The organism is Rhodopseudomonas sp. BAL398 (genome assembly GCF_033001325.1).
Lineage (GTDB): Bacteria > Pseudomonadota > Alphaproteobacteria > Rhizobiales > Xanthobacteraceae > JARJEH01.
The window spans coordinates 750353-772861 of the sequence record NZ_CP133111.1; the positions used below are offsets into that span (position 1 = coordinate 750353).

At 63.9% G+C, this 22509-nt stretch carries 21 protein-coding genes and 2 tRNA genes; 9 read left to right on the forward strand and 14 right to left on the reverse strand.

Going from position 1 to position 22509, the window contains the following annotated elements; all coding sequences use genetic code 11:
* Window positions 1-6 precede the first annotated feature (6 nt).
* The 6 genes from RBJ75_RS03520 to RBJ75_RS03545 form a co-directional block, all read right to left on the reverse strand.
* A complete protein-coding gene (locus tag RBJ75_RS03520) occupies window positions 7-291 on the reverse strand; it encodes a hypothetical protein (RefSeq protein ID WP_044410369.1) in 285 nt (94 codons plus the stop codon).
* Entirely contained in the window at window positions 288-476 is a 189-nt protein-coding gene (locus RBJ75_RS03525; protein WP_080901005.1) for a helix-turn-helix transcriptional regulator, read from the reverse strand. The genes RBJ75_RS03520 and RBJ75_RS03525 overlap by 4 nt, the downstream gene beginning before the upstream one ends.
* Before the next feature lie 186 nt (window positions 477-662).
* Window positions 663-1805, reverse strand: coding sequence for a tyrosine-type recombinase/integrase (locus RBJ75_RS03530; RefSeq protein WP_276156557.1), 1143 nt, complete (start codon window positions 1803-1805; stop codon window positions 663-665).
* Between the two features lie 158 nt (window positions 1806-1963).
* A tRNA-Ser gene (locus tag RBJ75_RS03535) sits at window positions 1964-2053 on the reverse strand.
* 57 nt (window positions 2054-2110) lie between these two features.
* Window positions 2111-2204, reverse strand: a tRNA-Ser gene (locus RBJ75_RS03540).
* Window positions 2166-2657 carry a hypothetical protein gene (locus tag RBJ75_RS03545; protein ID WP_152647868.1) on the reverse strand — a complete coding sequence of 164 codons (492 nt, stop codon included), beginning with the start codon at window positions 2655-2657 and terminating at the stop codon, window positions 2166-2168. Before RBJ75_RS03545 ends, RBJ75_RS03540 begins: the two co-directional genes overlap by 39 nt.
* Window positions 2658-2881: 224 nt before the next feature.
* Here RBJ75_RS03545 and RBJ75_RS03550 point away from each other — a divergent pair, with 224 nt between their 5' ends.
* On the forward strand, window positions 2882-4309 hold the full coding sequence (locus RBJ75_RS03550) for a porin (protein WP_317528676.1): 1428 nt from the start codon (window positions 2882-2884) through the stop codon (window positions 4307-4309).
* Window positions 4310-4874: 565 nt separating this feature from the next.
* Window positions 4875-6320 carry a porin gene (locus tag RBJ75_RS03555; RefSeq protein ID WP_276156559.1) on the forward strand — a complete coding sequence of 482 codons (1446 nt, stop codon included), beginning with the start codon at window positions 4875-4877 and terminating at the stop codon, window positions 6318-6320.
* Between the two features lie 333 nt (window positions 6321-6653).
* Here the strand turns inward: RBJ75_RS03555 and RBJ75_RS03560 are convergent, their stop codons facing one another.
* Complete coding sequence (locus tag RBJ75_RS03560; protein ID WP_044416401.1) at window positions 6654-8924, reverse strand: lytic transglycosylase domain-containing protein; 2271 nt, start codon at window positions 8922-8924, stop codon at window positions 6654-6656.
* A gap of 358 nt (window positions 8925-9282) precedes the next feature.
* Window positions 9283-9489 (reverse strand): BA14K family protein, encoded by a 207-nt coding sequence (locus RBJ75_RS03565; protein ID WP_317528679.1) that lies wholly within the window; start codon window positions 9487-9489, stop codon window positions 9283-9285.
* A gap of 51 nt (window positions 9490-9540) precedes the next feature.
* Here RBJ75_RS03565 and RBJ75_RS03570 point away from each other — a divergent pair, with 51 nt between their 5' ends.
* Complete coding sequence (locus tag RBJ75_RS03570; RefSeq protein ID WP_317528680.1) at window positions 9541-9924, forward strand: hypothetical protein; 384 nt, start codon at window positions 9541-9543, stop codon at window positions 9922-9924.
* 144 nt (window positions 9925-10068) lie between these two features.
* The gene (locus tag RBJ75_RS03575; RefSeq protein ID WP_044416405.1) at window positions 10069-10476 is read left to right on the forward strand and encodes an NADH:ubiquinone oxidoreductase subunit NDUFA12; all 408 of its coding nucleotides are present in this window, start codon (window positions 10069-10071) and stop codon (window positions 10474-10476) included.
* A gap of 63 nt (window positions 10477-10539) precedes the next feature.
* On the opposite strand, the gene RBJ75_RS03580 is transcribed toward RBJ75_RS03575, so the two are convergent.
* On the reverse strand, window positions 10540-11064 hold the full coding sequence (locus RBJ75_RS03580; RefSeq protein WP_276156560.1) for a cytochrome b: 525 nt from the start codon (window positions 11062-11064) through the stop codon (window positions 10540-10542).
* 213 nt (window positions 11065-11277) lie between these two features.
* Here RBJ75_RS03580 and RBJ75_RS03585 point away from each other — a divergent pair, with 213 nt between their 5' ends.
* Window positions 11278-11694 (forward strand): BA14K family protein, encoded by a 417-nt coding sequence (locus RBJ75_RS03585; protein WP_044414170.1) that lies wholly within the window; start codon window positions 11278-11280, stop codon window positions 11692-11694.
* Between the two features lie 78 nt (window positions 11695-11772).
* On the opposite strand, the gene RBJ75_RS03590 is transcribed toward RBJ75_RS03585, so the two are convergent.
* Window positions 11773-12720 carry an alpha/beta hydrolase gene (locus RBJ75_RS03590; RefSeq protein WP_044414162.1) on the reverse strand — a complete coding sequence of 316 codons (948 nt, stop codon included), beginning with the start codon at window positions 12718-12720 and terminating at the stop codon, window positions 11773-11775.
* Between the two features lie 77 nt (window positions 12721-12797).
* The gene (locus RBJ75_RS03595; protein WP_044414159.1) at window positions 12798-13577 is read right to left on the reverse strand and encodes an SDR family NAD(P)-dependent oxidoreductase; all 780 of its coding nucleotides are present in this window, start codon (window positions 13575-13577) and stop codon (window positions 12798-12800) included.
* 270 nt (window positions 13578-13847) lie between these two features.
* Between RBJ75_RS03595 and RBJ75_RS03600 the strand changes: the two genes are divergently transcribed.
* A complete protein-coding gene (locus tag RBJ75_RS03600; protein WP_044414156.1) occupies window positions 13848-14744 on the forward strand; it encodes a DUF2155 domain-containing protein in 897 nt (298 codons plus the stop codon).
* Window positions 14745-14818: 74 nt separating this feature from the next.
* Here RBJ75_RS03600 and aat read toward each other — a convergent pair whose 3' ends face one another.
* Window positions 14819-15499 (reverse strand): leucyl/phenylalanyl-tRNA--protein transferase, encoded by a 681-nt coding sequence (aat, locus tag RBJ75_RS03605; protein WP_044414153.1) that lies wholly within the window; start codon window positions 15497-15499, stop codon window positions 14819-14821.
* Between the two features lie 293 nt (window positions 15500-15792).
* Between aat and RBJ75_RS03610 the strand changes: the two genes are divergently transcribed.
* From RBJ75_RS03610 to RBJ75_RS03620, 3 genes are read left to right on the forward strand one after another with little or no spacing between them, the layout of a single operon-like run.
* Entirely contained in the window at window positions 15793-16431 is a 639-nt protein-coding gene (locus RBJ75_RS03610; RefSeq protein WP_234707452.1) for a gluconate 2-dehydrogenase subunit 3 family protein, read from the forward strand.
* Between the two features lie 4 nt (window positions 16432-16435).
* Window positions 16436-18199, forward strand: coding sequence for a GMC family oxidoreductase (locus tag RBJ75_RS03615; RefSeq protein WP_044414147.1), 1764 nt, complete (start codon window positions 16436-16438; stop codon window positions 18197-18199).
* Between the two features lie 5 nt (window positions 18200-18204).
* The gene (locus tag RBJ75_RS03620; RefSeq protein ID WP_234707451.1) at window positions 18205-19437 is read left to right on the forward strand and encodes a c-type cytochrome; all 1233 of its coding nucleotides are present in this window, start codon (window positions 18205-18207) and stop codon (window positions 19435-19437) included.
* Window positions 19438-19590: 153 nt separating this feature from the next.
* On the opposite strand, the gene RBJ75_RS03625 is transcribed toward RBJ75_RS03620, so the two are convergent.
* Together RBJ75_RS03625 and RBJ75_RS03630 are read right to left on the reverse strand one after the other, a co-directional pair.
* Window positions 19591-20910 (reverse strand): citrate transporter, encoded by a 1320-nt coding sequence (locus RBJ75_RS03625; RefSeq protein WP_411194492.1) that lies wholly within the window; start codon window positions 20908-20910, stop codon window positions 19591-19593.
* 377 nt (window positions 20911-21287) lie between these two features.
* Complete coding sequence (locus RBJ75_RS03630; protein ID WP_044414167.1) at window positions 21288-22406, reverse strand: metallophosphoesterase; 1119 nt, start codon at window positions 22404-22406, stop codon at window positions 21288-21290.
* Window positions 22407-22509: the final 103 nt, after the last annotated feature.

A 22509-nucleotide genomic window follows, 5' to 3' on the forward strand; every position in this document is an offset into this window, starting at 1 on the left:
GCGTGATTAGGCGGTTTGCTCGGTCCCGCCGAGCATGGTGAAGGCCTGGTAAGCTGACTCCGCCAGCGCCTTGCGGATTTCCGGATCGATGATTTCGATCAGGCGTTTACCTTCGTCGCGGCCGGTCCCCCGCGGCAATTGCGCCAGCAAAAATCCCCGCGAAACGCGGATGAGCAGACAATTCGTGATCCGCAGTCCGGCATACTCGACGTTGAATTTTGCGATGAGCGTATCGCCGCCGGTTCGCCAGGGTTTGGGATCGGCGATGATTTCGAGCGCGGTGATCTTCATGCCACCACCTCGCTACTTGCGGCTTCACGCGCGGCGAGCCACTCATCATTGGCCGCCTGCGAAATGCGGGTGCAGCGTCCGACCTTGAACGTGCGGGGACCTTCGCCACGCGCTTGCAGTGCATAGAAGAATGACCGTGACAGGCCGTGAGCATTGCACCAGTCGTCAATCGATAGGGATTTCATCGGGGCGATCCTTTAAGACATGAAAAAACCCGCCGCGACGGATGTCGGGCGGGCGATGGCAGATATAAAAAAAGGCGCCGCGCTCAGAGAGCGAAGCACCTTGTGTTGCGCTGTAGCTCCTCGAGTCGGATTTCTACGGCGCGCACAATGTAGCGTAGTGAGCCCCCGTTGTCAACTCTACGCACGTTAGCGGACGTTAACGGAATCTTTAGTGCAGTAATTCGCCCAAGCCGCCATCAACTCGCGACGCTTCGCCAGTGCAGTGCTTCGCCGGTATGCGGCCTCGGTTTCGTCACCGACAACATGCGCCAGCGCCGCTTCGGCGACGTCGCGCGGGAAGGATGTGCAGTCGCCAGCCCAATCGCGAAACGTCGATCGCATACCATGCGTCGTTGCCGGGGTGGCAGTGTGCCGCTTAATACAAGATGAAAGCGACACGTCGCTTACAGGTCGGAACGGCAACTGAGCGATCGCCAGAGGCGTCAGTGGTACGACGTGCGGACGTTCGGCCTTCATGCGAATCGCCGGCACGGTCCACAGGTCGCCGCTCACTTCGGCGCCGTCCATGTCGCGGGCCTCGTTGAAACGGCAGGCGGTCAGAACAATCCAGCGCAACATGCGCGCGGTGTCGGACGTGTCAGTGACCAACGATTTCCAGAATTGAGGCATTTCCGCATAGGGCAAAGCCGGGTGGTGTTTCACATCAGACTTCCGGCGTTTGGCCAATCCGACTTGATCTAGGTGGCCGCGCCACAGTGCCGGGTTTTCGCCAGTGCGCAGTCCTTCGGCCTTGGCGCTGTTCAAGATGGCTTCAATTCGGCCCCTCACGCGCCGGGCTGTCTCTGGCAAGGCCGACCATATCGGCCGAAGCACTTTTAGCACCGCAGCGGTGTCCACCTCCGCGACGGCCAAATGGCCAATGACCGGATAGGCGTAATCGCGAAGGCTGTTGCGCCATTGCTGGCGGTGCTTGTCGTTCCGCCATCCAACCTCACGGCCCGAAATGAACTGCTCGGCATACGCCTTGAAGGTGATCGATCGGGACGCCTCGACCTTTGCCGCCTGCCGCTGTTCCTTGCGATGTTCGATCGGATCAAGGCCCTTGCGGATCAGCGCTCGGGCCTCTTGGGCGGCATCCCGCGCTTGGGCTAGCGATACGTCGCCTGCCGAGCCCAGCCCGGCGTAGCGCTCTTTGCTGGTCACGGGGGAGGTGTACCGGAACACCCAAGCCCGGTTGCCATTCCGATCAACGTCAAGCCGCAGCCCGCCGCCGTCCGTCAGCTTGTCGCCGGGCTTCGCATTCTTAACCTGGAGCGCTGTCAGTGCCATGAAAGTGTCCGCCTAACCCCACGAGGCCACCCCCGTTTAGGACGTGGATGCTAGCGCAGTTCGGCGGACATCTAAAGGCGTCAAGCGAATGAAAGCCCTGCACCGCAGGCGCTTGCATCTCACAGAAGGACGTGGGTGGATACTGAAAGACAGCAGACTGGCGGAAGGGGTGGGATTCGAACCCACGGTACCCTTGCGGGCACGCCGGTTTTCAAGACCGGTGCCTTAAACCACTCGGCCACCCTTCCAGTCCTTGCGGCCGTGCAGAGGTGGCCGCGACCACGGTCCGTGACCAAGCAGGGGGCTGGCGGAGACGGAGGGATTCGAACCCTCGATAGGGCTTTACAACCCTATAACGGTTTAGCAAACCGCCGCCTTCAGCCACTCGGCCACATCTCCAGCACGGCCCGATATGCCTGACCCGGTGCCGAGCCGCAAGCGGCAGATTGCGCTTTTTCCGACATTCATGACATGGGGCGGTCGGCGTCGGCTTTTGTCGGCAAATATGTGGGCGGCACGCCGGTGGGCAGGCAATTCCGGGGCGATCATATCCGAGGCGATCAGAATCAGCCGGCCCTGCGTGACGCCAATGGGCAAAGCGACGCCCTCGTCGCCCGCTCTGTGATCCAGTCGGCCATGTTGCGCGATGATTCTGCCGCGCGATTCAAAACCAGCGAGAGTGTTGCGATGCCGCGACTCGATAGGAGATAAGTATGAATACCAGTTCACGGCGCGGTAACCTGGTAATAGCGCTTGATAACAAGGTCTTATGTCCCGCACCCACGATTCAAAATATCGTGCCTTTTTTGTCACATGATGGGGCGAAAGGGGGTGTGTGACACGGATTTTCATCGCTTCGTCATCCACCAAAGCGGCGGTTGGGGTATGTTCCCCTTGCGACCGAAGGGAAGGGCACTTCCTCGGCCGTATCGCAACAGGGGATCGCCGGAGGCGCGCGCAGCGGGCTTCCATTCAGCGTAGCCCGACTGGGTGATTTTTGAGGGTCAGGGCCAGTCCGAGGACGCGTTGCGTTGTTGGATGCGGATCTCCCCGGTTAGCAAAATTTGGAGGCTACAATGAAACTAGCTAAACGCCTTATCCTCGGCTCGGCGGCCGCTCTGTTCGCCGTCGGCGGGGCTCAGGCAGCGGATCTTCCGCTCAAGGCCAAGGCCGTCGAATATGTGCGCATATGCTCGCTCTACGGCGCGGGCTTCTACTACATCCCCGGCACCGATACCTGCATCAAGCTCGGCGGCTATCTCCGTGCGGAAGTCAACTTTGACGCCGGCGGCAGCCACACCCCGTATTGGAGCGGCACTGGCGGCCTCAATAACCGCCTCCGCAACGACTACACGTTCCGGACCCGTGCGCTGACCTCGATCGACACCCGCACCGCCACTGAATATGGCGTTGTCCGCACCTATGCCGAGCTGGTCAATCAGTGGACCACCGGCTCCGACGGCGTCGCTGGCGGCACCGTCGCATTGTACAATGCCTTCATCCAGTTCGCCGGCTTCACCTTCGGTAAAGCGCAATCGGTGTTCGCAGCGCCGTGGAACACCTATCCGGGCAACCTCGGCAGCTTGCTCGGTGGCGACGACAGCTCCACCGCCCAGAACCAGATCTCCTATACCGCGCAGTTCGGAAACGGTATCTCCGGTACTCTGAGCCTGGAAGACCAGTCCGGTTACCGCACCGCATCGCTCTACAACGTTACGACTGCGACCGGTACGCAGTGGCTGAGCCAGACTCAGACGTCTGCATACGGCGGCACGTCCATTCCCGATATCGTCGGCCGGGTTCGGATCGATCAGGCCTGGGGCCTGTTCCAGGTTGCGGCCGCAGCGCACCAGGTCCGTGCCAGCTACTACAACCCGGCCAGCGAGATCTCCGGTCATCCGGATGATAAATACGGCTTTGCTGTTCAGGCCGCATTGTCGCTGAAGAACCTGCCGACGGGTCCTGGCGACAGCCTCAACGTCAGCGCAATCTATACCGACGGCGCAACCAAATACGTGCTGTTCGCCGGCGGGCCGTTCGTTCACTACAATTCCAGCGACGTCGCCTACCAGGGCCTCGCGTCTCTGTCGAATGCGGACGGCGTGTTCCAAACGGGTGGTGATATCAAGACCGTCACGGCTTGGGGCATGAACGGCGCCTTCAACCACAACTGGAATCCGTACTGGACCACGTCGCTGTTCGGTTCGTACACCAAGGTTGATTTCGGCGACGCTGCCGGCATCTATGCGGCCGCGCTTCGCAGCACGGTTGGTGGCACCGTTACTGGCAGCCCGAACTACAACATCGCCCAGATCGGTACCCGTACCTCCTGGACGCCCGTCAAGAACCTGACCTTCACCGGTGAAGTCACCTACACCAATCTCGATCAGGATTTCCAAGGCGTGACCGGAATAGTCACTCCCGCCGGCAAGCCGGCGGCCAATTACGAGTTCAAGGATCAGCAGATCTGGAGCGGCATCTTCCGCGCCCAGCGCAACTTCTGATCGACATCGTCAAAGCTCGACGACGTATAACTGGAAGGATGCCCCGGCGACTCTGTCGCCGGGGCATTTTTCATTACTGCGGGCTGCGAGCCGTTCCGACGCTCCAGGATATTGCCGAATCCCCGCCATTTTGGCCGTCGATTCGCCGTGGAGTCCGCTCTGTTGCTATTTGGCCGTCCCCGCCGTGCCAAAAACGCGCGCAGCGCCAAACATTCGCGTATTCCAGAAAATTCTCTTTTTAACAGAGGCTTACGCCGGAACCTGAGGGTGCTCTGCGTGCCATTTGTGCAACACCCCCTCGAAAAGGTCCTGCGCTGGGGCGTTGACAGGTGTTCGGATATTGCTTGCCGGCAGGTGTTGAGCAATTGTCACAAGGCGACGGAGGGGGGCATCCCGAGGTCGCCCCGTATTAGGTGGTTCGCTTAAGTCCCTCGCGTTGAGCGGGTGTGTCCGAAGGCGCGAAGCGGCTAAGCGCGGGTTTTAAGGGACAAGGGAACCAACCTTCGGGTGCTTCGCGCATCCTGCGGATCCGGAACCTTCCCTACAGAGCAACTTGGAGGTTTACATGAAGATGGTTAAGAGCCTAATTCTGGGTTCAGCAGCGGCTTTGGTCGCGATCAGCGGCGCTCAGGCGGCCGATCTTCCGTTGAAGGCCAAAGCGGTCGAATATGTGAGGGTCTGCTCGCTTTACGGCGCTGGTTTCTACTACATCCCGGGCACCGACACCTGCATCAAGCTCGGTGGCTATCTGCGCGCCGACGTGACCTTCAATGGTTCGGGCGCCTATGATTCGCCGTCCTGGGCCGGCGCCGCCGGTCAGCGCGTCCGCACCCGCAACGAGTACATCTTCCGGTCTCGTCAGGATCTCAACATCGACACCCGCACCGCCACCGAATACGGCGTTGTCCGCACCTATTTCGATGCGATCTTCAACTGGACCACGGGTGACGGCGTCGCCGCCGGTTCGCTCGGCGTGTACTACGCTTTCATCCAGTTCGCAGGCTTCACCATCGGTAAGGCCGTGTCGCAGTTCGACGCGCCCTGGACCGGCTATCCGGGCAACCAGACCTCGTTCCTGCTCGGCGGCCACGACGACGTGACCGGCATCAACCAGATCGCCTATACCGCCCAGTTCGGCAACGGCGTTTCGGCCTCGCTCTCGCTCGAAGATCCGACCAGCTACAATCAGTCGGCGATCTACAACACCTCCGGCCTGACCGCTGCCGGTTTCGCCGCTGGCGTGAACGGCACCAACTCCTACGCCGGCACCAGCGTTCCCGACATCGTCGGTCAGCTCCGTGTCGATCAGGCCTGGGGTCTGTTCCAATTGTCGGCCGCCGCGCACCAGGTCCGTGCCAGCTACTACGGCGCGCTTGAGACCTCGGGTCACCCGAGCGACAAGTGGGGCTATGCGGTTCAGGCCGCTCTGTCGATCAAGAACCTGCCCACGGGTCCCGGCGACAGCATCAACGTGACGGGTGGCTACTCCAACGGCGCCAGCAGGTATGTTCTGGGCGGCGTGAGCCCGAGCAGCTTCTCGATGTATGGCAGCTCGGGTTCTGCGTTCCAGAGCCTGGCAGTTGGTTCGTCGTCGGACGGCGTGTTCGCCGGCACCAGCAGCGCCACCGGAACCGGTATCGAACTGACCAGCGTGTGGGGCGTGCGCGGTGCGTTCAACCACAACTGGAACCCGTACTGGTCGACCTCGCTGTTCGGTGCTTACACCTCGGTTGATTACAACGGCCGTGCAACCGCGCTCATCTGCGCGACTGCAACTGGCTTCAACTGCAACCCGGACTTCAAGATCTCCCAGATCGGTACCGTCACCCGCTGGACCCCGGTCAAGAATCTGACCTTCTCGGGCGAAGTGATGTACACCTATCTCGATCAGGGCCACAGCGGCACGCTCGGTCCGGCATTCGCTCCGGGCGGTCTCAAGCCCGCCGCCAGCTACGAGCTGAAGGATCAGGGCACCTGGTCCGGTTCGCTCCGCGCCCAGCGCGTGTTCTGATCCAGATAGTCCTCGGACGAACTCGATCGATCTCAGAGACCCCGGCGGGCAACCGCCGGGGTTTTTGCTTGTCTGGATGACGGCGACCGATGATGCCAAGACAGGTCGATGCAGCTCGGATGACCAGCACCGGGAATTGGCCGCGATGAGACCGCGGCCGACGATGGTCGCCAATGACGCGCCCGCCAGTGGGTGGACCGCGAACAAAATCTATTCGGTGCGGCAAGGCGCGGGAGAATCGCGATCGGGGAGGGGCGGCAGCTCGGCCCCGGTCGGCGATCAGACACCGACAACGCGCCAGGTCGCGCGGCATTGCCGCGCGCAGCGCCGGCGTTACTGCGCGCGAGCCTGGGCACCGCGGTGCAGGTCGGCTTCGATCTGCAACCGCGTGCTGCCGCCGAAGCGGGCGCGATAGACTTGCAGGTTTTCCATGATCCGCTGCACGTAGTTCCGGGTCTCCGAGAACGGAATGCTCTCGACCCAATCCACCGCGTCGACCTTGGGATCGCGCGGATCGCCGTAGCGCTCGATCCATTTTCGCACGCTGCCGCGCCCGGCATTATAGGCCGCAAAGGTCATGATGTAGGAGCCGCCATAGTCCTCGATCAGCCCGCCGAGTTCGGCGGCGCCGAGCGCGGCGTTGTAGACCGGATCATTCTTCAGACGCTTGGCGTCGAAACGGGCCCTGTATTTGCGACAGACATATTTTCCCGCGCCCTCGGTCACCTGCATCAGGCCATAGGCCTTTGCGGGCGACACGATGTTGGGATTGAATCCGCTTTCCTGCCGGGCGATCGCGTAGACGATGGCCGGCTCGACCTGCGGTCCGATCGATTTGAATTGCGGGATCCCGTTCATCGGATAGGCGTAATGTTCGAACGGCATGCCGCGATTGAGCGCCGCCTTGCCGAGCAGCAACATGCCGCGGGCATCGCCTTGACGCTTGGCCAGCTCGCCCAGGCCCACCAGCGCGTCGATATCGCCGCTGTCGCCGATGTCTGCGAAAATTGGCAGCGCGAGTTCGTCTTCATTCAGCGCGTAAAGTATCTGCGCAGCCCGCACCACCTCGAGCCGTCCGACGTCGCGGTCGGGACGGACCTGGGGGCCGCGCAACGCGATCTGCGGCAGGCCGAGCCTGGCGCGGGCCAATTGGCCGTAATAGCTGGTGGAATGCGCCGCCGCGCGGGCATAGGCGGCGCGGGCGTCCTGGTGCCGGCCCGCGGCCTCCGCGGCGCGGCCCTGCCAATAACCGGCACGGGCCAGGGCGGTTGGATTATCGGTGTCTTCTCTGATTTGGGCGAAATGTTTGGCGGCGGTCGCCGGATCGTGGAGGAAGCGCAACGCGATCCAGCCGGCGGTGAATTGCTGCTGGGTCTGATAGACGTCGCGCGATGGCAATACCGCGTCACGCGCGATCACATAGGCGGAGCGCGGATCGCCGACATCGAGTAACTTGCGCGCCAGCAGGCGCCGCTCGACCCACCAATCATCGAGATTGTGCAGACGGTCGGGATCGCGAGTCACCGCTTCCATCACCCGCGCCGCCTCGGCGAATTTCTCGTCACGGCGCAGCATCTGGATCTTGCTATACATGTAGCCGGGATCGTGATGCAGCTCGCGCGGCACAGCATCGAGCAGTGCCTTGCCGTTCGAGGACCTGCGGTCCAGCGCGATGCGTGCTTGGGCCAGCGCGACTTCGCCGGGGCCGAGCCGCTTGGCTGCGCGCAAGGCGGCTTCGCGGTCGTTGCCATAGAGCAGCCAATCCATCCGCGCCTTGTGGTCAGCCGGCGTGATCATCGCGCCGAACATCTCCAGCGCCATCTTCTCCAGCGCCTCGGTCATCGATTCGTTGCGCCAGGCGTCGCGGACCAGACGCTCGGCGCTGCGCCGATCGCCCCGCGCCAGCATCGCGCGCGCCAGCACCAGTTTGCCCTTGGCCGATTGCGGGGTTTCGCGCGCGAACCAGGACAGCACCGCGGCGTCGTCGCGATTATCGTCCCACAGCGTCGCCTCGGCGCGCCGCCGCATGAATGTCTGCGACGGCCAGCTCGGATTGGCCTGAATGAATGCGCGATAGCGCTCCATGCTGACGCCGTTGTCATAACTGCGCAGGATGATCCATTCGGCGAGCTTTCGCGCCACCGAATCGGATATCGCCGCCATCGCCTGGGTGGCATCGTCGATTTTGTGCTGCCGGACCAGCGAGATCACATTCGCCACCGCCGCGATGTCGGCCCGCGGTGTCGCGCCCGAATCGGCGACCGCCGATCGCGGGTGGGAGTTGGCCAGCGTACTCGGGCCGGCAGGCGGACGCGGCACCGGAGCGATCACCTGGGCTGGCGGCAGCGTCGCCGCCCGACTGGCGGCGCTGGCCGCAACGCCGGGCGCCGCCGCGGCGGTCGGCCGCGGTGTCGGCAGGACGACGTTCTTATGCAACGCGCCGCGCGAAATCGGGCGCTGCTTCGGCAGCGGGACCTTGCGCGTCTCCGATTGCGCCTCGACCGAAAAGCCGTTCAGTGCGATTCCGAGCGCAAGCGTCGCCGTCGACGCGCGCAACAGAGCGGCGATTGCGGTAGTGTTTCGGTGGGGTCGCTGGTCACGCAATAGCGATGATCCTGCTGATGACGGCAAATAGCCTGGTCCGGGCGGGCTGATCCGGTTTGATGATTCGGCCGATTCTGTCAGCATACGGGTCGCAAGTGAAGGCTTTGAACCAGTCTGACCCGTCGCCGCGCTGATCCATCGCAGTTTTCAGCCGAGCAACGCGGCGAAAACGCGGCGGTTATGTTGCGGTAATGTGAGTTTCGCGGCAGCCATCGGCGCGGGGTTCTTTGTTCCGCTGCTTTCGAAGGGCAGCCGCGGCATCAGCTTCGGGCACTTCTGACGGCGCGCCGCTCGCCTTGGTCAAGGCAACGCGGCGCCCTAACGGGCGCCGCGTTGGGCGATCAATCAGTCGCTCAGCTCACGGGCAGGGGTGGCGCCTGCCATCATAGCCAAGATAGGTGCCGGACGCCGGATCGTAGGATTTGAAGCGCTGCTCGCAATAGGCTTCGGCATCGCCGCCACTCGGCACCACCGCGACCACCGGTCCCTCGTCATAATAGTACGGGTCGGGGTCGTAATAGCCCGGACCATAGTAACCGGAGCCATAGTAATAGGGACTCGCCAATGCGCCGCCGATCACGCCACCAATAACGGCACCCGGAAAGAAGCCGCCCCGATGATGGCCGCGAAAGCCTCCGCCGAAGTGGCGCCCGCCGAACCCTGGGCCGCCGCCAAAGTGGTGCCCCCCGCCAAACCGCGGGCCGCCACCAAAGCGCGGGCCACCGCCGAAGTGGCCACCACCGATATGGCCGCCACCGAAATGTCCACCGCCCATGTGGCCCCCACCGCCACCACCGACATGTCCTCCACCGCTGCCGCCAATTCGGCCTTGGGCAAAACTCTCCGTCGCCATGCCCAGCGGCATCGCGATCGCCAGCGCGGCCACCGCACTCAACACTTTCAAATTGATCATCTTATTAAGCTCCTTACACGGGACATTCTCAACCCGCTCGGAGATCGGACGTTCCCGAACCCCTGGTATCTCGCCGCTGCAGGGTGAGCGCTGGGAACTGTACGCAAAATGAATGAATTGCGGTGAATTCGCGGTGATTGCGCCCGCCGGAGCGGCGTTGTCGTCCGGCTGGACAATTCGCCCCACCAATGGCATCACCACACTGCACAACGTCTCCAATGGGCGCGCCTTATGAAACTGTTTCTGCTCCGTTTTTTCACATGGTGGTCGGGTTACACATTCGGCACCCAGCTCTGGACCTGGCGCTTTGGCGAATTGGTCGGGCAGGACGAGGGCGGCAACCGCTATTTCCGAACCAAGGGCGGCAAGATCGATCCGTCGCTGGGCTTCGAGCGGCGCTGGGTGCTGTATAATGGCTATGCCGAGCCGACGCGGGTGCCGGCATCGTGGCATGGCTGGCTGCATCACACGGTCGATGTTCCGCCGGTCGACGAGGCCTATCAGCCCCGCGAGTGGCAGAAGCCGCATCTGCCGAACCTCACCGGCACCGCTGCGGCCTATCGGCCGGCGGGATCGACGCTGGCTGGTGGTCACCGGCCGAAAGCCACCGGCGACTACCAGCCCTGGACGCCGCAATAAACACCCTGCCGCGACTCAAGCGCGGGGCAGTCGTGCGACATGCCGTGAGGCATGGTGGCGTCATCAGCCCGGCAGCATCCGCTGCAGCACGCGATCGCGATAATAGAAGCGGTGGATCAGCGCCGCGGCGATATGCGCGCCGATCACGATCAGCAGCGTCCATTCGGCGGCCTGGTGCAGGCCGTCGATCGCGCGGTTATAGGCCGGGTTTCCCGACGCCAGCATCGGGAACGGCACCAGGCCGAAATAGCTGATGCTCCAGCCGCGAAACGACGCGAACAGCCAGCCGGTGAGCGTGGTCGCCAGCACCAAGAGATATAGCAGCCCATGCACCGCCTCCGCGCTGCGGCGCTGCCATGGCGGCAGCGAGGGCTCCGGCGCCACCCGATGCGTCAATCGCCACAACAGCCGCAGCGTCATGACCGCCAGGATGGTCAGGCCGAATGAGAGGTGGAACATCATCGCGCTGCCGGGTTGGTCGCCGCGATGAATATCGGGCATCAGCCATCCGATCGGATATTGGATCGCCAGCAATGCCACGATCAGCCAGTGGAAAGTCTTGGCCGGGGTTCCGTATTGCTGGGTCATCGGCGTCCTCGTCGACAGTGGTCGAGCCTGACATCGCAACGATATGGCATGGCAACGATGGCGGGATCATGCATCGTCAAGGCGCCGTCGGCAATCGACTCCCACAACGGTCGGCTTCGTTGCTAGCTCGAGGCGACATTAAAACCCTGTCATTTTTGGAACGCTGCTCCGTTGGACCTGTTGGTCCAGCACTTGAACGAAAAGGAGCACTCAATGCATTTTCCGAAACTGATCACCGCAGCCGCCATGATGGGCGCGATGTCGTTCGCCTCGCTGCAGCCTGCCGCTGCGGCGCCGATGACGCCGCTTCAGGCGGCGACTGCATCCGATGCATCCGGCGCGACGGTGCAGAATGTGCGTTGGCGCGGTCACCGTGGTTGGCGCGGCCATCACGGCTATTACCGCGGCGGCTATCATCACCGTGGCTGGAATCGCGATCGCTACGGCTGGGGACCCGGTGCCGCAATTGGCGGGCTCGCCGCGGGCGCCTTGATTGGCGGCGCGATTGCCAACAGCCGTGCGGAGCAGCAGTCGTCTGACGACGCTTATTGCTCGCAGCGCTTCAAGTCCTACGACCCGTCTTCGGGGACCTATCTGGGCTATGACGGCAATCGTCACGCCTGTCCGTAATCGATAACATCCAACTTGCAGCGAAGCCGCGGAGGCAATTCCGCGGCTTCGTCGCGCCGATCGTTCGCTCCGCCGCGATCATCCCAGCGCCCTGAGCCAGGCGCCGATCTCGCGCACCGCGACACCGGCCTGCGGCAATAGTTTTCCCATGGTGAAGAAGCCGTGGAATTGGCCCGGAAAATGGCGGTGCGTCACCGCCACGCCGGCGTCCGCCAGACGTCCGGCATAGGCGTCACCTTCATCGCGCAGCGGGTCGGCGCCGGCAGTGAGCACGATCGCCGGGGGCAGCCCGGCGAGATTGTCCACCCGCGCCGGGGATGCACGCCAATCGTGAATATCGGCGGCGCCGGTGAGATAGTGATCGCGAAACCATCTGATCACCGAATGAGTCAGCAGCACGCTGGTCTCCGGCTCGCTGTGCGAGGGATGGGTCATGGCGAAATCGGTGGCGGGATAGATCAGGACCTGGCCCGCCAGGGATGGCCCGCCATTGTCGCGCGCGGCGATCGCCACTACTGCGGCCAGATTTCCGCCGGCGCTGTCGCCGCCGACGCTGATCCGCGTGGCGTCGATCCCGAGCTGCGCCGCATGATCCGCGATCCACGCCGTTGCCGCCATCGCATCGTCGATCGCGGCGGGAAATTTGTGCTCCGGCGCCAGCCGGTAGTCGACCGAGATCACGATCAATTGCCCGTCATCGGCGAGCGCGCGGCAGACCACGTCGTGGGTCTCGAGATCGCCGATCACCCAGCCGCCGCCGTGAAAGAACACCAGCGCGGGCGCCACGCCGTCGCTCTGGCGCAGCGTCTTCGGCGTGTAGATGCGGGCAGGGATCTCGCCGGCGGGGCCCGGGATCGAGGTCGATTGCACCGAAGCCAGTTCGGCCGGCTCCGGATTGCTGATCAGGCGCGCGGCCAGATAAAAGTCCCGCGCCTCCTGCGCGGTGAGGTCTTCATAGGCCGGACGGCCGGCTTCCTGAAAGGCCTTGAAAACGGCGGCGGCGTCGGGATCGAGGATCGCGGGCATTGTTGCACCTGTTGTTTGTTGGAGCGTGGCTTGGCGATGAGTTGATTTGGCGACGAAGCTCGTTGTCGACACGGAGGTTAGCTCGCGGTGCGTCCGCCATCGACGGTGTAGGCCGAACCGGTGACATAGCTCGCCTCGTCGGAGGCGAGGAACGCCACCACGGAGGCGACTTCGGCTGCGTGGCCGAGGCGCCGCGCCGGGATCCGCTCGACGATCTTCTCGTTCGGAACCGCTTCACTGCGAGGATTGCGGCCCTGGATGATCGAACTCAGCATGCGGCTGTCGATCAGGCCGGGGCAGACGCAATTGACCCGCACGTCGGTGCCGGTGCATTCCAGCGCCGCGCTTTTGGTCAACCCGATCACCGCGTGCTTGCTGGCGCTGTAGGGCGCAATATCGGCCGAGCCGATCAGTCCGGCGATCGAGGCGGTGTTGATGATGCTGCCGGCGTTCTGCGTCAGCATCACCGGAAGCACATGTTTGAGGCCGAGAAATACCCCGACCACATTGACGTCGAGCACCCGGCGAAACGCCTCCAGCGAGGTGCGGACGATCGGCTTAATGTCGCCCTCGATCCCGGCATTGTTATAGAACACGTCGATCGCGCCGAAGCTTTCCATCGCGGCGCGGACATAGGCTTCGACCTCGGCTTCCTGGGTGACATCGGCGGTCAGCGCCACCGCCTTTGCGGAGGCCGGCAGGTCGGCGACCGCCGCCGCGAGCTGGCGCTGGTCGCGATCCACCGCGACCAGCCGCGCGCCGCGCGCGGCCAGAAGCATCATGGTCGCGGTCCCGATCACCCCGGCCGCGCCAGTGACCAGCGCGACCCTGCCATCGAGCCGAATACGATCGCTCATGCCTGACGTTTCCCCATTTATTCCGGTTCGATCCGGATGATTGCGGCGGTTTCGGACTTGGTCCGCGCCGATGACTTGGTGGATTATTTCAGCTGCGGCGCTGCCTGACCAGTGCCGGACTGACCATGGCCGGCGATGCGGCGCGTCCGATCGCCCTTTCCCCGCCGTATTCGCCGTGTTAACCGGAGGACGAACGCGAGCGGCCTAATTTTGTACAATGTCGCGAGCCTGATTCGTCGATTTGACGCCGCGCGGAATGTTTCGAACCCCATGAGTCGGATTGTTACCTCAACGGCCCTAGCGGCCCTGCTTGCCGCCTCGTTGGTTGCCGTCGCGCCGCCTGCGCGCGCGCAGATCGGGAATATTTTTTCCGATCCGGCGCCGCGTCCGCCGGGCAGTGTTCCGCGCGACGAATATCCGCCCGACGACGAAGAGGAAGTGCCGGATCTGCCGCAGCGCGGTCGGCTGCTGCCGGCGCCGAATCGACTGGCCCCGGGACAGGGCGCCCCGCTGCCGGGTGCCGTGCAATCGCAGCCGTTGCCGCCGCCGCCCGGTACCACCATCATTCCGCAGAATCCGCCGGCCAGCGCCGCCGTCAATCCGCTGCCCGGCCTGCCGCCGGGCCAGCGCCAACCCAAAGGCCAGCCGCAGCCCGCAACACCCGGTGCCGCAACGCCCGACGCCGCACCGCCGACCGCCGCGACGCTGCAACCTGGCGACGAGATCGTCACCGAACCGCCGGCGCAGAAGATCGTCAACAAGAAGGCGAGTTTCTCCGGCCTCGACAAGATCACCGGCCGGATCATCAATTTCGACGCCGACATCGGCGAGACCGTGCAATTCGGCGCGCTGCGGGTGAAGACCGACGCCTGCTATACGCGGCCGGCGACCGAGGCCGCCAACACCGACGCCTTTGTCGAGGTCGACGAGATCACGCTGCAGGGCGAAGTGAAGCGGATCTTCTCCGGCTGGATGTTCGCCGCCAGTCCCGGCCTGCACGGCGTCGAGCACCCGATTTACGATATTTGGCTGACCGACTGCAAAAATCCGGAGAACGCCGTGGCCGCCGCGCAGCCCGATACGCCGGCGCCGGCGCCAGCCCCGAAGCCGCGACCAAGGCAGCGCTCGGCGGCGCCGCCCAATCCGTTCCCGGCATTCCGGCAGTAATTGGTTCGAGACTCCCGATCTGCATGCAGCTCATGCTGCAGGCGCTCGGAAGGACGCCTGATTTTTGATCCAGGTTATTTTTCGTTGCCCGCGATGATCGCCAAGGCGTCGGCGCCACTGACCGGTGCGTCGACCGGCAGCACATCGAATGCCGCCATGCCTTTCAGCGCGGCATCCAGCATCTTGCGATAGCGCTGCCGCGGCACTTCGACAGCGCCGAACGAACGCAGATGTTCGGTGACGAACTGGGTGTCGAGCAGCACATAGCCGCCGGCGATCAGCCGCGCCACCAGATGCACCAGCGCGACTTTTGAGGCGTCGCGGGCGCGATGGAACATGCTCTCGCCGAAAAACGCCCGGCCGAGGCTGACGCCATACAACCCGCCGGCGAGGTCGCCGTCCTGCCAGACCTCGACGCTGTGGCAGTGGCCGATCCGGTGCAGCTCGGTATAGAGCTCGCGGATTCGGCGGTTGATCCAGGTGTCGTCGCGATCCGGCTGCGGCGCCGCGCAGCCATCGATCACCGCCTTGAAATCCCGGTTCACGGTGACGGTGAAGGCGTCCGAGCGCACCGTGCGGGCCAGTCGCGAGGCGATGTGGAAGCCCCGCAGCGGAATGATGCCGCGCAGCTCCGGCTCGACCCAGAACAGGGTCGGATCGTCGACGCTCTCGCTCATCGGAAAAATGCCGCACGCATAGGCGCGTAGCAGCACTTCGGGCGTGATCTCGGACGATGCGGAGTCGCGTGAACTCATCACTCAACCTACCATGCCTGTGCGGTCGCGGCGACAACGCCGCACGCCCGTAGTTTAACGAGCAGGGGTTTTGTTCCCGTCCGGATAAAAAATAGGGTTGGAGACAATTGGTGTGAGATACCCCATAGCTGTCTGCGCCGGCGCGACAAATTGCCGCCGGGCCAATCAAGAGGGTCCTCACGGTGGATCATGCCGCCTTGCCAAGCCTATCTCGCCGTTCGCTGCTCACCTCGACCGCGGCCCTCATGGTCGTCGGCGCGACGCCCGTCTTTGCGCGCACCGTCGGGGGCAGGATGCCCTGGGATCCCGGCAGCGCGACGCCGCCGATCCAGGTGCGTCCGGGGCCCTGGGTGTTCTTCACGGCGCAAGAGGCCGCACTGGTCGAAGCCGTGGTCGATCGCCTGATTCCTCCCGACGACAGGGGTCCCGGCGGCAAGGAGGCCGGTTGCGCCGTCTATATCGATCGGCAATTGGCCGGTCCCTATGGCCATGCCGCGGGCCTCTACACCCAGCCGCCCTTCATGGCCGGCGCCGCGTCCCAGGCGTTTCAAATGCCGGGCTCCCCCGCGGCGCGCTACCGGGCCGGGCTGAAGGCGCTGGCAGACTATGTCGGCATCACATTCGCCGATAAATCATTTCGCGATCTCGCGCCGGCCGATCAGGACAAGGTGCTGAGCGGGCTGGAGTCGGGTTCGATCGTGCTCAAGGGCGTCAAATCCGCCGAATTCTTTGCCCTGCTGCTGCAGAACACCCAGGAAGGCTTCTTTGCCGATCCGGTCTATGGCGGCAATCGCGACATGGCCGGCTGGAAGCTCGTCGGATTTCCGGGCGCGCGCTACGACTATCGCGACTGGGTTGATCATCATAACGAGGCCTACCCGCTGCCGCCGGTGAGCATCATGGGGCGGTCCGACTGGACCGTGCGGGAGTAGGACAATGGCACGCAAACTTCCCCGCAAGGACGTGGTGATCGTCGGGCTCGGCTGGACCGGCTCAATCCTGGCCTATGAGATGGCGAAAGCCGGCCTCGACGTGGTGGCGATCGAACGGGGCCCGTGGCGCGACACCGCGACCGACTTTCCGCCGGCCTATGCGCAGGACGAATTGCGCTACGCGGTGCGGCTCGATCTGTTTCTGCGGCCGCAGCAGGACACGCTGACCTTCCGCAACAATGCCAGCCAATCGGCGCTGCCGATCCGCAGCTTTTCGGGCTTTCTTCCCGGCAATGGCGTCGGCGGCGCCGGCGTCCATTGGAACGGTCAGACCTGGCGCTTCCTGCCGACTGATTTCAAGCTGCGCAGCCATCTCGAGGAACGCTACGGCAAGGATGCGCTGCCCGGCGACATGACGATCCAGGATTGGCCGGTCAGCTATGACGAGCTGGAGCCCTATTACGACCGCTTCGAAAAGCTCTGCGGCACCTCCGGCAAGGCCGGTAACCTCAAGGGCACGGTGCAGCCCGGCGGCAATCCGTTCGAGGGCTGGCGCTCGTCGGACTATCCGAACCCGCCGCTGAAACAGGGGCTCGCCGCCACGCTGTTCGCCGAGGCTGCGCGGAAAACCGGGCACACGCCGTTTCCGCAGCCGGCCTCGAATATGAGCGAGGCCTATACCAATCCGCTCGGTGTCAAGCTCGGGCAGTGCACTTATTGCGGCTTCTGCGAACGCTTCGGCTGCGGCAATTACGCCAAATCCAGCCCGCAGACCTGCGTGCTGCCGGCCTTGATGCGATTCCCCAATTTTTCCGCGCAGACCGACTCCGAAGTCACCAAGATCAATCTGGATTCCACCGGCAAACGCGCCACCGGCGTCACCTATGTGGATACGTCAGGTGTGGAATGGGAGCAGCCCGCTGACATCGTGCTGGTCTGCGCCTTCTCGTTGTTCAATGTCCGGCTGATGCTGTTGTCCGGCATCGGCAAACCCTATGACGGCGCCACCGGGCAGGGCGTGGTCGGGCGCAACTACGCCTATCAGACCACGTCGGGCGTCAGCCTGATCCTGAAGGACAAGATCCTCAATCCGTTCATCGCCACCGGCGCCCACGGCATGATCATCGACGATTACAATGGCGACAATTTCGACCATAGCGGGCTCGGCTTTGTCGGCGGCGGCTATATGGGCGCGGGCCAGACCGGCGCCCGGCCGATCTCGACCCGGCCGGTGCCGGAGGGGACGCCAAAATGGGGCGCGGCCTGGAAGAAGGCGACCGCCGAAACTTATCAGAGCGCCTTCAATCTCTCGACCCACGGCAGCTCCTACAGCTATCAAGACTGCTATCTCGATCTCGATCCGACCTACAAGGACCGGCTTGGCCGGCCATTGATGCGGATGACGTTCGACTTCCACGACAATGAATTGAAGATGTCGGCCTATCTCACCGCGCGCCTTGCCGAGATCGCGCGCGCGATGGATCCGGTCGAGATGAAGGCGAGCCCGCGCAAGGGGCCGTATAACGTCAACATCTATCAGACCACCCACAACACCGGCGGCACGGTGATGGGCGCCGATCCCGCCAACAGCGTGGTCAACCGCTACTGTCAGAGCTGGGACGTCCACAACGTGTTCGTGCCCGGCGGCGCCTCGGTGTTTCCGCAGAACCACGGCTACAACCCGACCGATACGGTCGGCGCGCTGGCCTATTGGACCGCCGACGCGATCAAGAATCGCTACCTCAAAAACCCGGGACCGCTGGTGTGAAGCCGATGATGCGCTCATCTCTCGCCGTCGCCGCGCTGCTGGCGGTCGTCGCAGCTCCCGCCGCCGCGCAGGACAGCCAAAGTTTCGACCGTATCGAACGCGGTCGCGCGCTGGCGGTGCTCGGCGATTGCGGCGGGTGCCATACCGCGCCGGGCGGCAAGCCGTTCGCCGGCGGACTGCCGCTCGCCACGCCGTTCGGCACGATCGTTGCGGCGAACATCACGCCGGATCGGCAGACCGGGATCGGCAACATGACCGATGCCGAATTCCTCTCCGCGCTGCGCGAGGGGCGAGGCCAGGGCGGCAAGCGGCTGTATCCGGCGATGCCCTATCCGGCTTACACCAAGATGACCGACGACGACGTGCTGGCCATCCGCGCCTATCTTGCCACCGTGGAGCCGGTCAGCAACGCCGTGGTCTCCAATCAATTGCCGTTCCCGCTCAATATCCGGCTGGCGATGCTGGGCTGGAATTGGCTGAATTTCACGCCCGGCCACTATCGGCCCGATCCGCACAAATCCGCCGAATGGAATCGCGGCGCCTATATCGTGCAGGGTCCGGCGCATTGCGGCACCTGTCATACGCCGAAGACGCTGCTGGGCGGCGACAAGGCCGCGGCCGCGCTGGCGGGCGGGACGCTGCAGGGGTGGTACGCGCCCAACCTCACCAATGATCCGCGCAGCGGCATCGGCAATTGGACCAAGGACGAGGTGGTCCAGTATCTGAAGACGGGCAGCAACAGCTGGACGCTGGCGTCGGGGCCGATGGCCGAGGCGATCCGGCACTCCACCTCGCACATGCCGGATGCGGATATCGCGGCGATCGCGACGTATTTGAAGGATAGCGGGCTCGGCGCGGTCAAGGCTGCGCCCGTTGCCGTCGCGGCCAGCAACAATGCGATGCGGGCCGGGGCTGCGATCTTCAAGGATTCATGCGCGGTCTGCCACAAGGACGATGGAATCGGCGAGGCCCATCTGTTCCCGCGACTTGCCGGCAGCGCGCTGGTGCAGTCCGAGGATCCGACCACGCTGACGCGGCTGGTGCTGCATGGAAGCCGTGCGGTTGCGACCGCGACCAAGCCGACGGGGCCGGCGATGCCGGCGTTCGACTGGCGGCTCAACGATGCCCAGGTCGCGGCGGTGCTGACCTATATCCGCAACCAATGGGGCAATGCCGCCGCGCCGGTCACGGCCAGCAATGTCGCCAAACAGCGCCGGTCACTGGCGAGCGCGCCTTAGCAGGCTGTTGAAAAAATCGTTCTCGGCACGAACACATCAGACTCACGGCGAGCACTAAGAGCAATCGGATCGAGAGCGTTGTTCTCTTTTCCAACAGCCCGTTAAGGCAGCGCAGATCCAAAGCCCGGGCGGGCTTTGGCCGCATCACCGGAGTTATTTCACCAGCATCGTCAACCGCTCCGGATTCCAGCCGACCAGCACGAGCAGGGCGAAGAAGCCGACGAAATAGGCGATCGGAATGGCCCAGCCGTGGCGCAGCCAACGGAACACCGACTTGCCCTCGGGAAACATGTTGGTCAAGGCCACGCCCGCAGACGAGCCGAACCAGATCATCGACCCGCCGAAGCCCACCGCATAGGCCAGATAGCCCCAATCATAGCCGCCCTGTTTGAGCGCCAGGGCGGTCAGCGGGATATTGTCGAAGCCGGCAGATACAAAGCCGATACCAAGCGCGGTCTGCCAGCTCGCGGTCGGCAATTGTTCGACCGGCATCATCGAGGCCGCGGTGACCAAGGCCAGCAGGAAAACCGTTCCCTTGATAGTCTGGGGCATCAGTTCCCAGTCCGGCCGGCGCAGCGGCGTCGTCAACAGCAGCACGTTCCAGACCGTGAGGCCAAGCACCGGGACGGTGTCGAGCAGCGCCGGAAATTTCAGATTTGCGGTGACATTGGCCAGCAGAGCCGCGATCAGAATAGCCGCGACGATGCCGACACGGATCCACTCGATCCTCAGTCCGCTCGGCGGGTTCTTGATGATCGGCGAATAGCGATGCTGCGTGATCGATGCCGGCACCGCGAACACCATCAGCGCCACCAGCGCGGGAATGTAGGCCTCGACCACGCTGAGCGGGCTGACGCCGCCGATCCACATCATCGTGGTTGTGGTGTCGCCGACCACACTGCCGGCGCCGCCGGCATTGGCAGCCGCCACGATCGCCGCGAGGTAGCCGATATGGACCCGACCCTGAAAGACATGGCGCGCCACCGTGCCGCCGATCAGGGCCGCCGCGATGTTGTCAAGAAAACTTGACATGAAGAACACCATTCCGAGCAGAACGATGCCGCCCTTCCAATCGTCCGGCAGCAGCGCCGGCATTTCCTGGGGGATGTGGCTCTTCTCGAAATGCGCCGAGAGCAGCGCGAATCCGGTCAGCAGCAGGAACAGATTGGCCAGGGTGACCCACTCATGCTCCATGTGATGGGCAAGACCGATCAACCCCACGCCGTATTTGAAACCGGTGAAAATCAGCTTGTAGGCGGTGATGGTGGCCAGGCCCGTGAGCGCAATCGGCAGCGTATAATGGTGAAAGGTCGCGCATCCGATCAGCGTCAGCGTAAACAGGATGAAGTCGACGGGAATGCCCAGCAGCAGAACAGGTTCGATCACGACGGCCTCGGCAATTCCCCAGCGCGCAAGGGCGCCGGCGCGGCCGGCTGGCCGTGGAGAGCACTCATCGCCGGGAGCCCTCGGCATGGTGGCAGGGCATGGTTGTGGATGATGTAGGTCGGGCTCGACGATCGCAGGACGGGCGATACCAATGCAATTATCCCGGGTGAGAATGATTTGCAACTGGCGCGTTCGCTGCAGCCAGCCGGCGCGGCGGAAGCTGCCCGACCGCTGCGTAAATGGCAAGCAGCGCAAACCCGTTTCTAGAGCATGATTCTTAAGAAGGCATCCCGACTTTCGAAAAGTTCTTTCGAGAAGATCGAGGAAGATCAAAAGTTAGTCGGTAGCCCGCAAATGTTCTGCGCCTCGATCAGGTGAGTCGCAACACGAGGTGGAGGCTCGACTGGCCGGGTGCCGCAGATCGTCTGGATGCTCGCATCCGGTGCGGCCGCGCAGCGGTTCAATCAGATTGCTGGGCGCAGCCTGATCCGCGTCAGCTCTGACGGGCGCCCGAGACGCAGCGCGAAACCGGGCCACAGCGCGGTGCCGTTATTGACGTAAAGCGTCATCCCGTCGATCGCGTAGCGACCCGAAATGAATCCGCCATTAGCGCGGGCGGCGAGCCGGTCGAGCCCGAGGATCATCCCGCCATGGGTATGTCCCGATAGTTGCAGCGCCACGCCGCGCGCGGCGGCGCGCGGTGCGTTCTTCGGTTGATGGTCAAGCAAGATGATCGGTGCGTCTTTGGGTGCGCCTAGCAGGGCGGCGGCGAGATCCGGGGCGGGGTGGCGGGTGTGGGCTGCCGACAGGTCGGTGACACCGGCGAGAACCAGCTCGCCGCCGTCACGATCGATCACCGCGTGATCGTTGGCGAGCAGGCGCATGCCCATCGCGGCGAAGTAATCCATCCATGCGGGGTAATCGAAAAAATATTCATGGTTGCCGGGGATCATGTACACGCCATCCGCCGCGCGCAGGTCGGCCAGCGCCGCGACATCTGCGCTGCGCGCCGCGATGGGGCCGTCGATCAGGTCTCCGGTGATCACGATCAGGTTGACGCCAAGGGCGTTCGCCCGCGCGACCATTGCCCGGGTCCATGACGCAGGGAACAGGCGGCTGATGTGCAGATCGGTCAATTGCAGCATGGTGTAGCCGTCGAATTGCGGCGGCAGGCCGGCGATGCCGACTTCGATGTCTTTGACCGGCGGCAGCCGTATCGCCTGATGGACGCCGATCGCCGCCAGGCCGGCGGCGACGGCGGCCATCGCATAACGTACCTCGTCAGGCACGCTCACGCTGCCGCCATGGACCAGCATCGCCAGCAGCGTTGCGCCGTCGAGCACGATCTGCAACAGCGCGAGAAACGCGATGGCGCCGAATGCCCAATTGAAAAGAATCACCGCGGCGCGGGGAAATTCGGGCGCGAACACCGAGCCCGATGAGAGCCGGCTCCATAGATGATATTGCGAGCCCACCAACAGTACGGCCGCCACCACGATTTTGATGGAGAGCGGCAGTTGCAACGGCCAGATGAACCGGGTGGCGACGAGCAGCCAGGGCAGGCTGAAGATGAGGTGAAAAATCACAGCTCTCCGGAATAGGGAAGGTCGATCATTGCTGCGTCGGCTGACCTGCGCCGGGAGCGTACCAGTCGACTGGATGCGCCTGCAAAGCACCGGGCGGCGC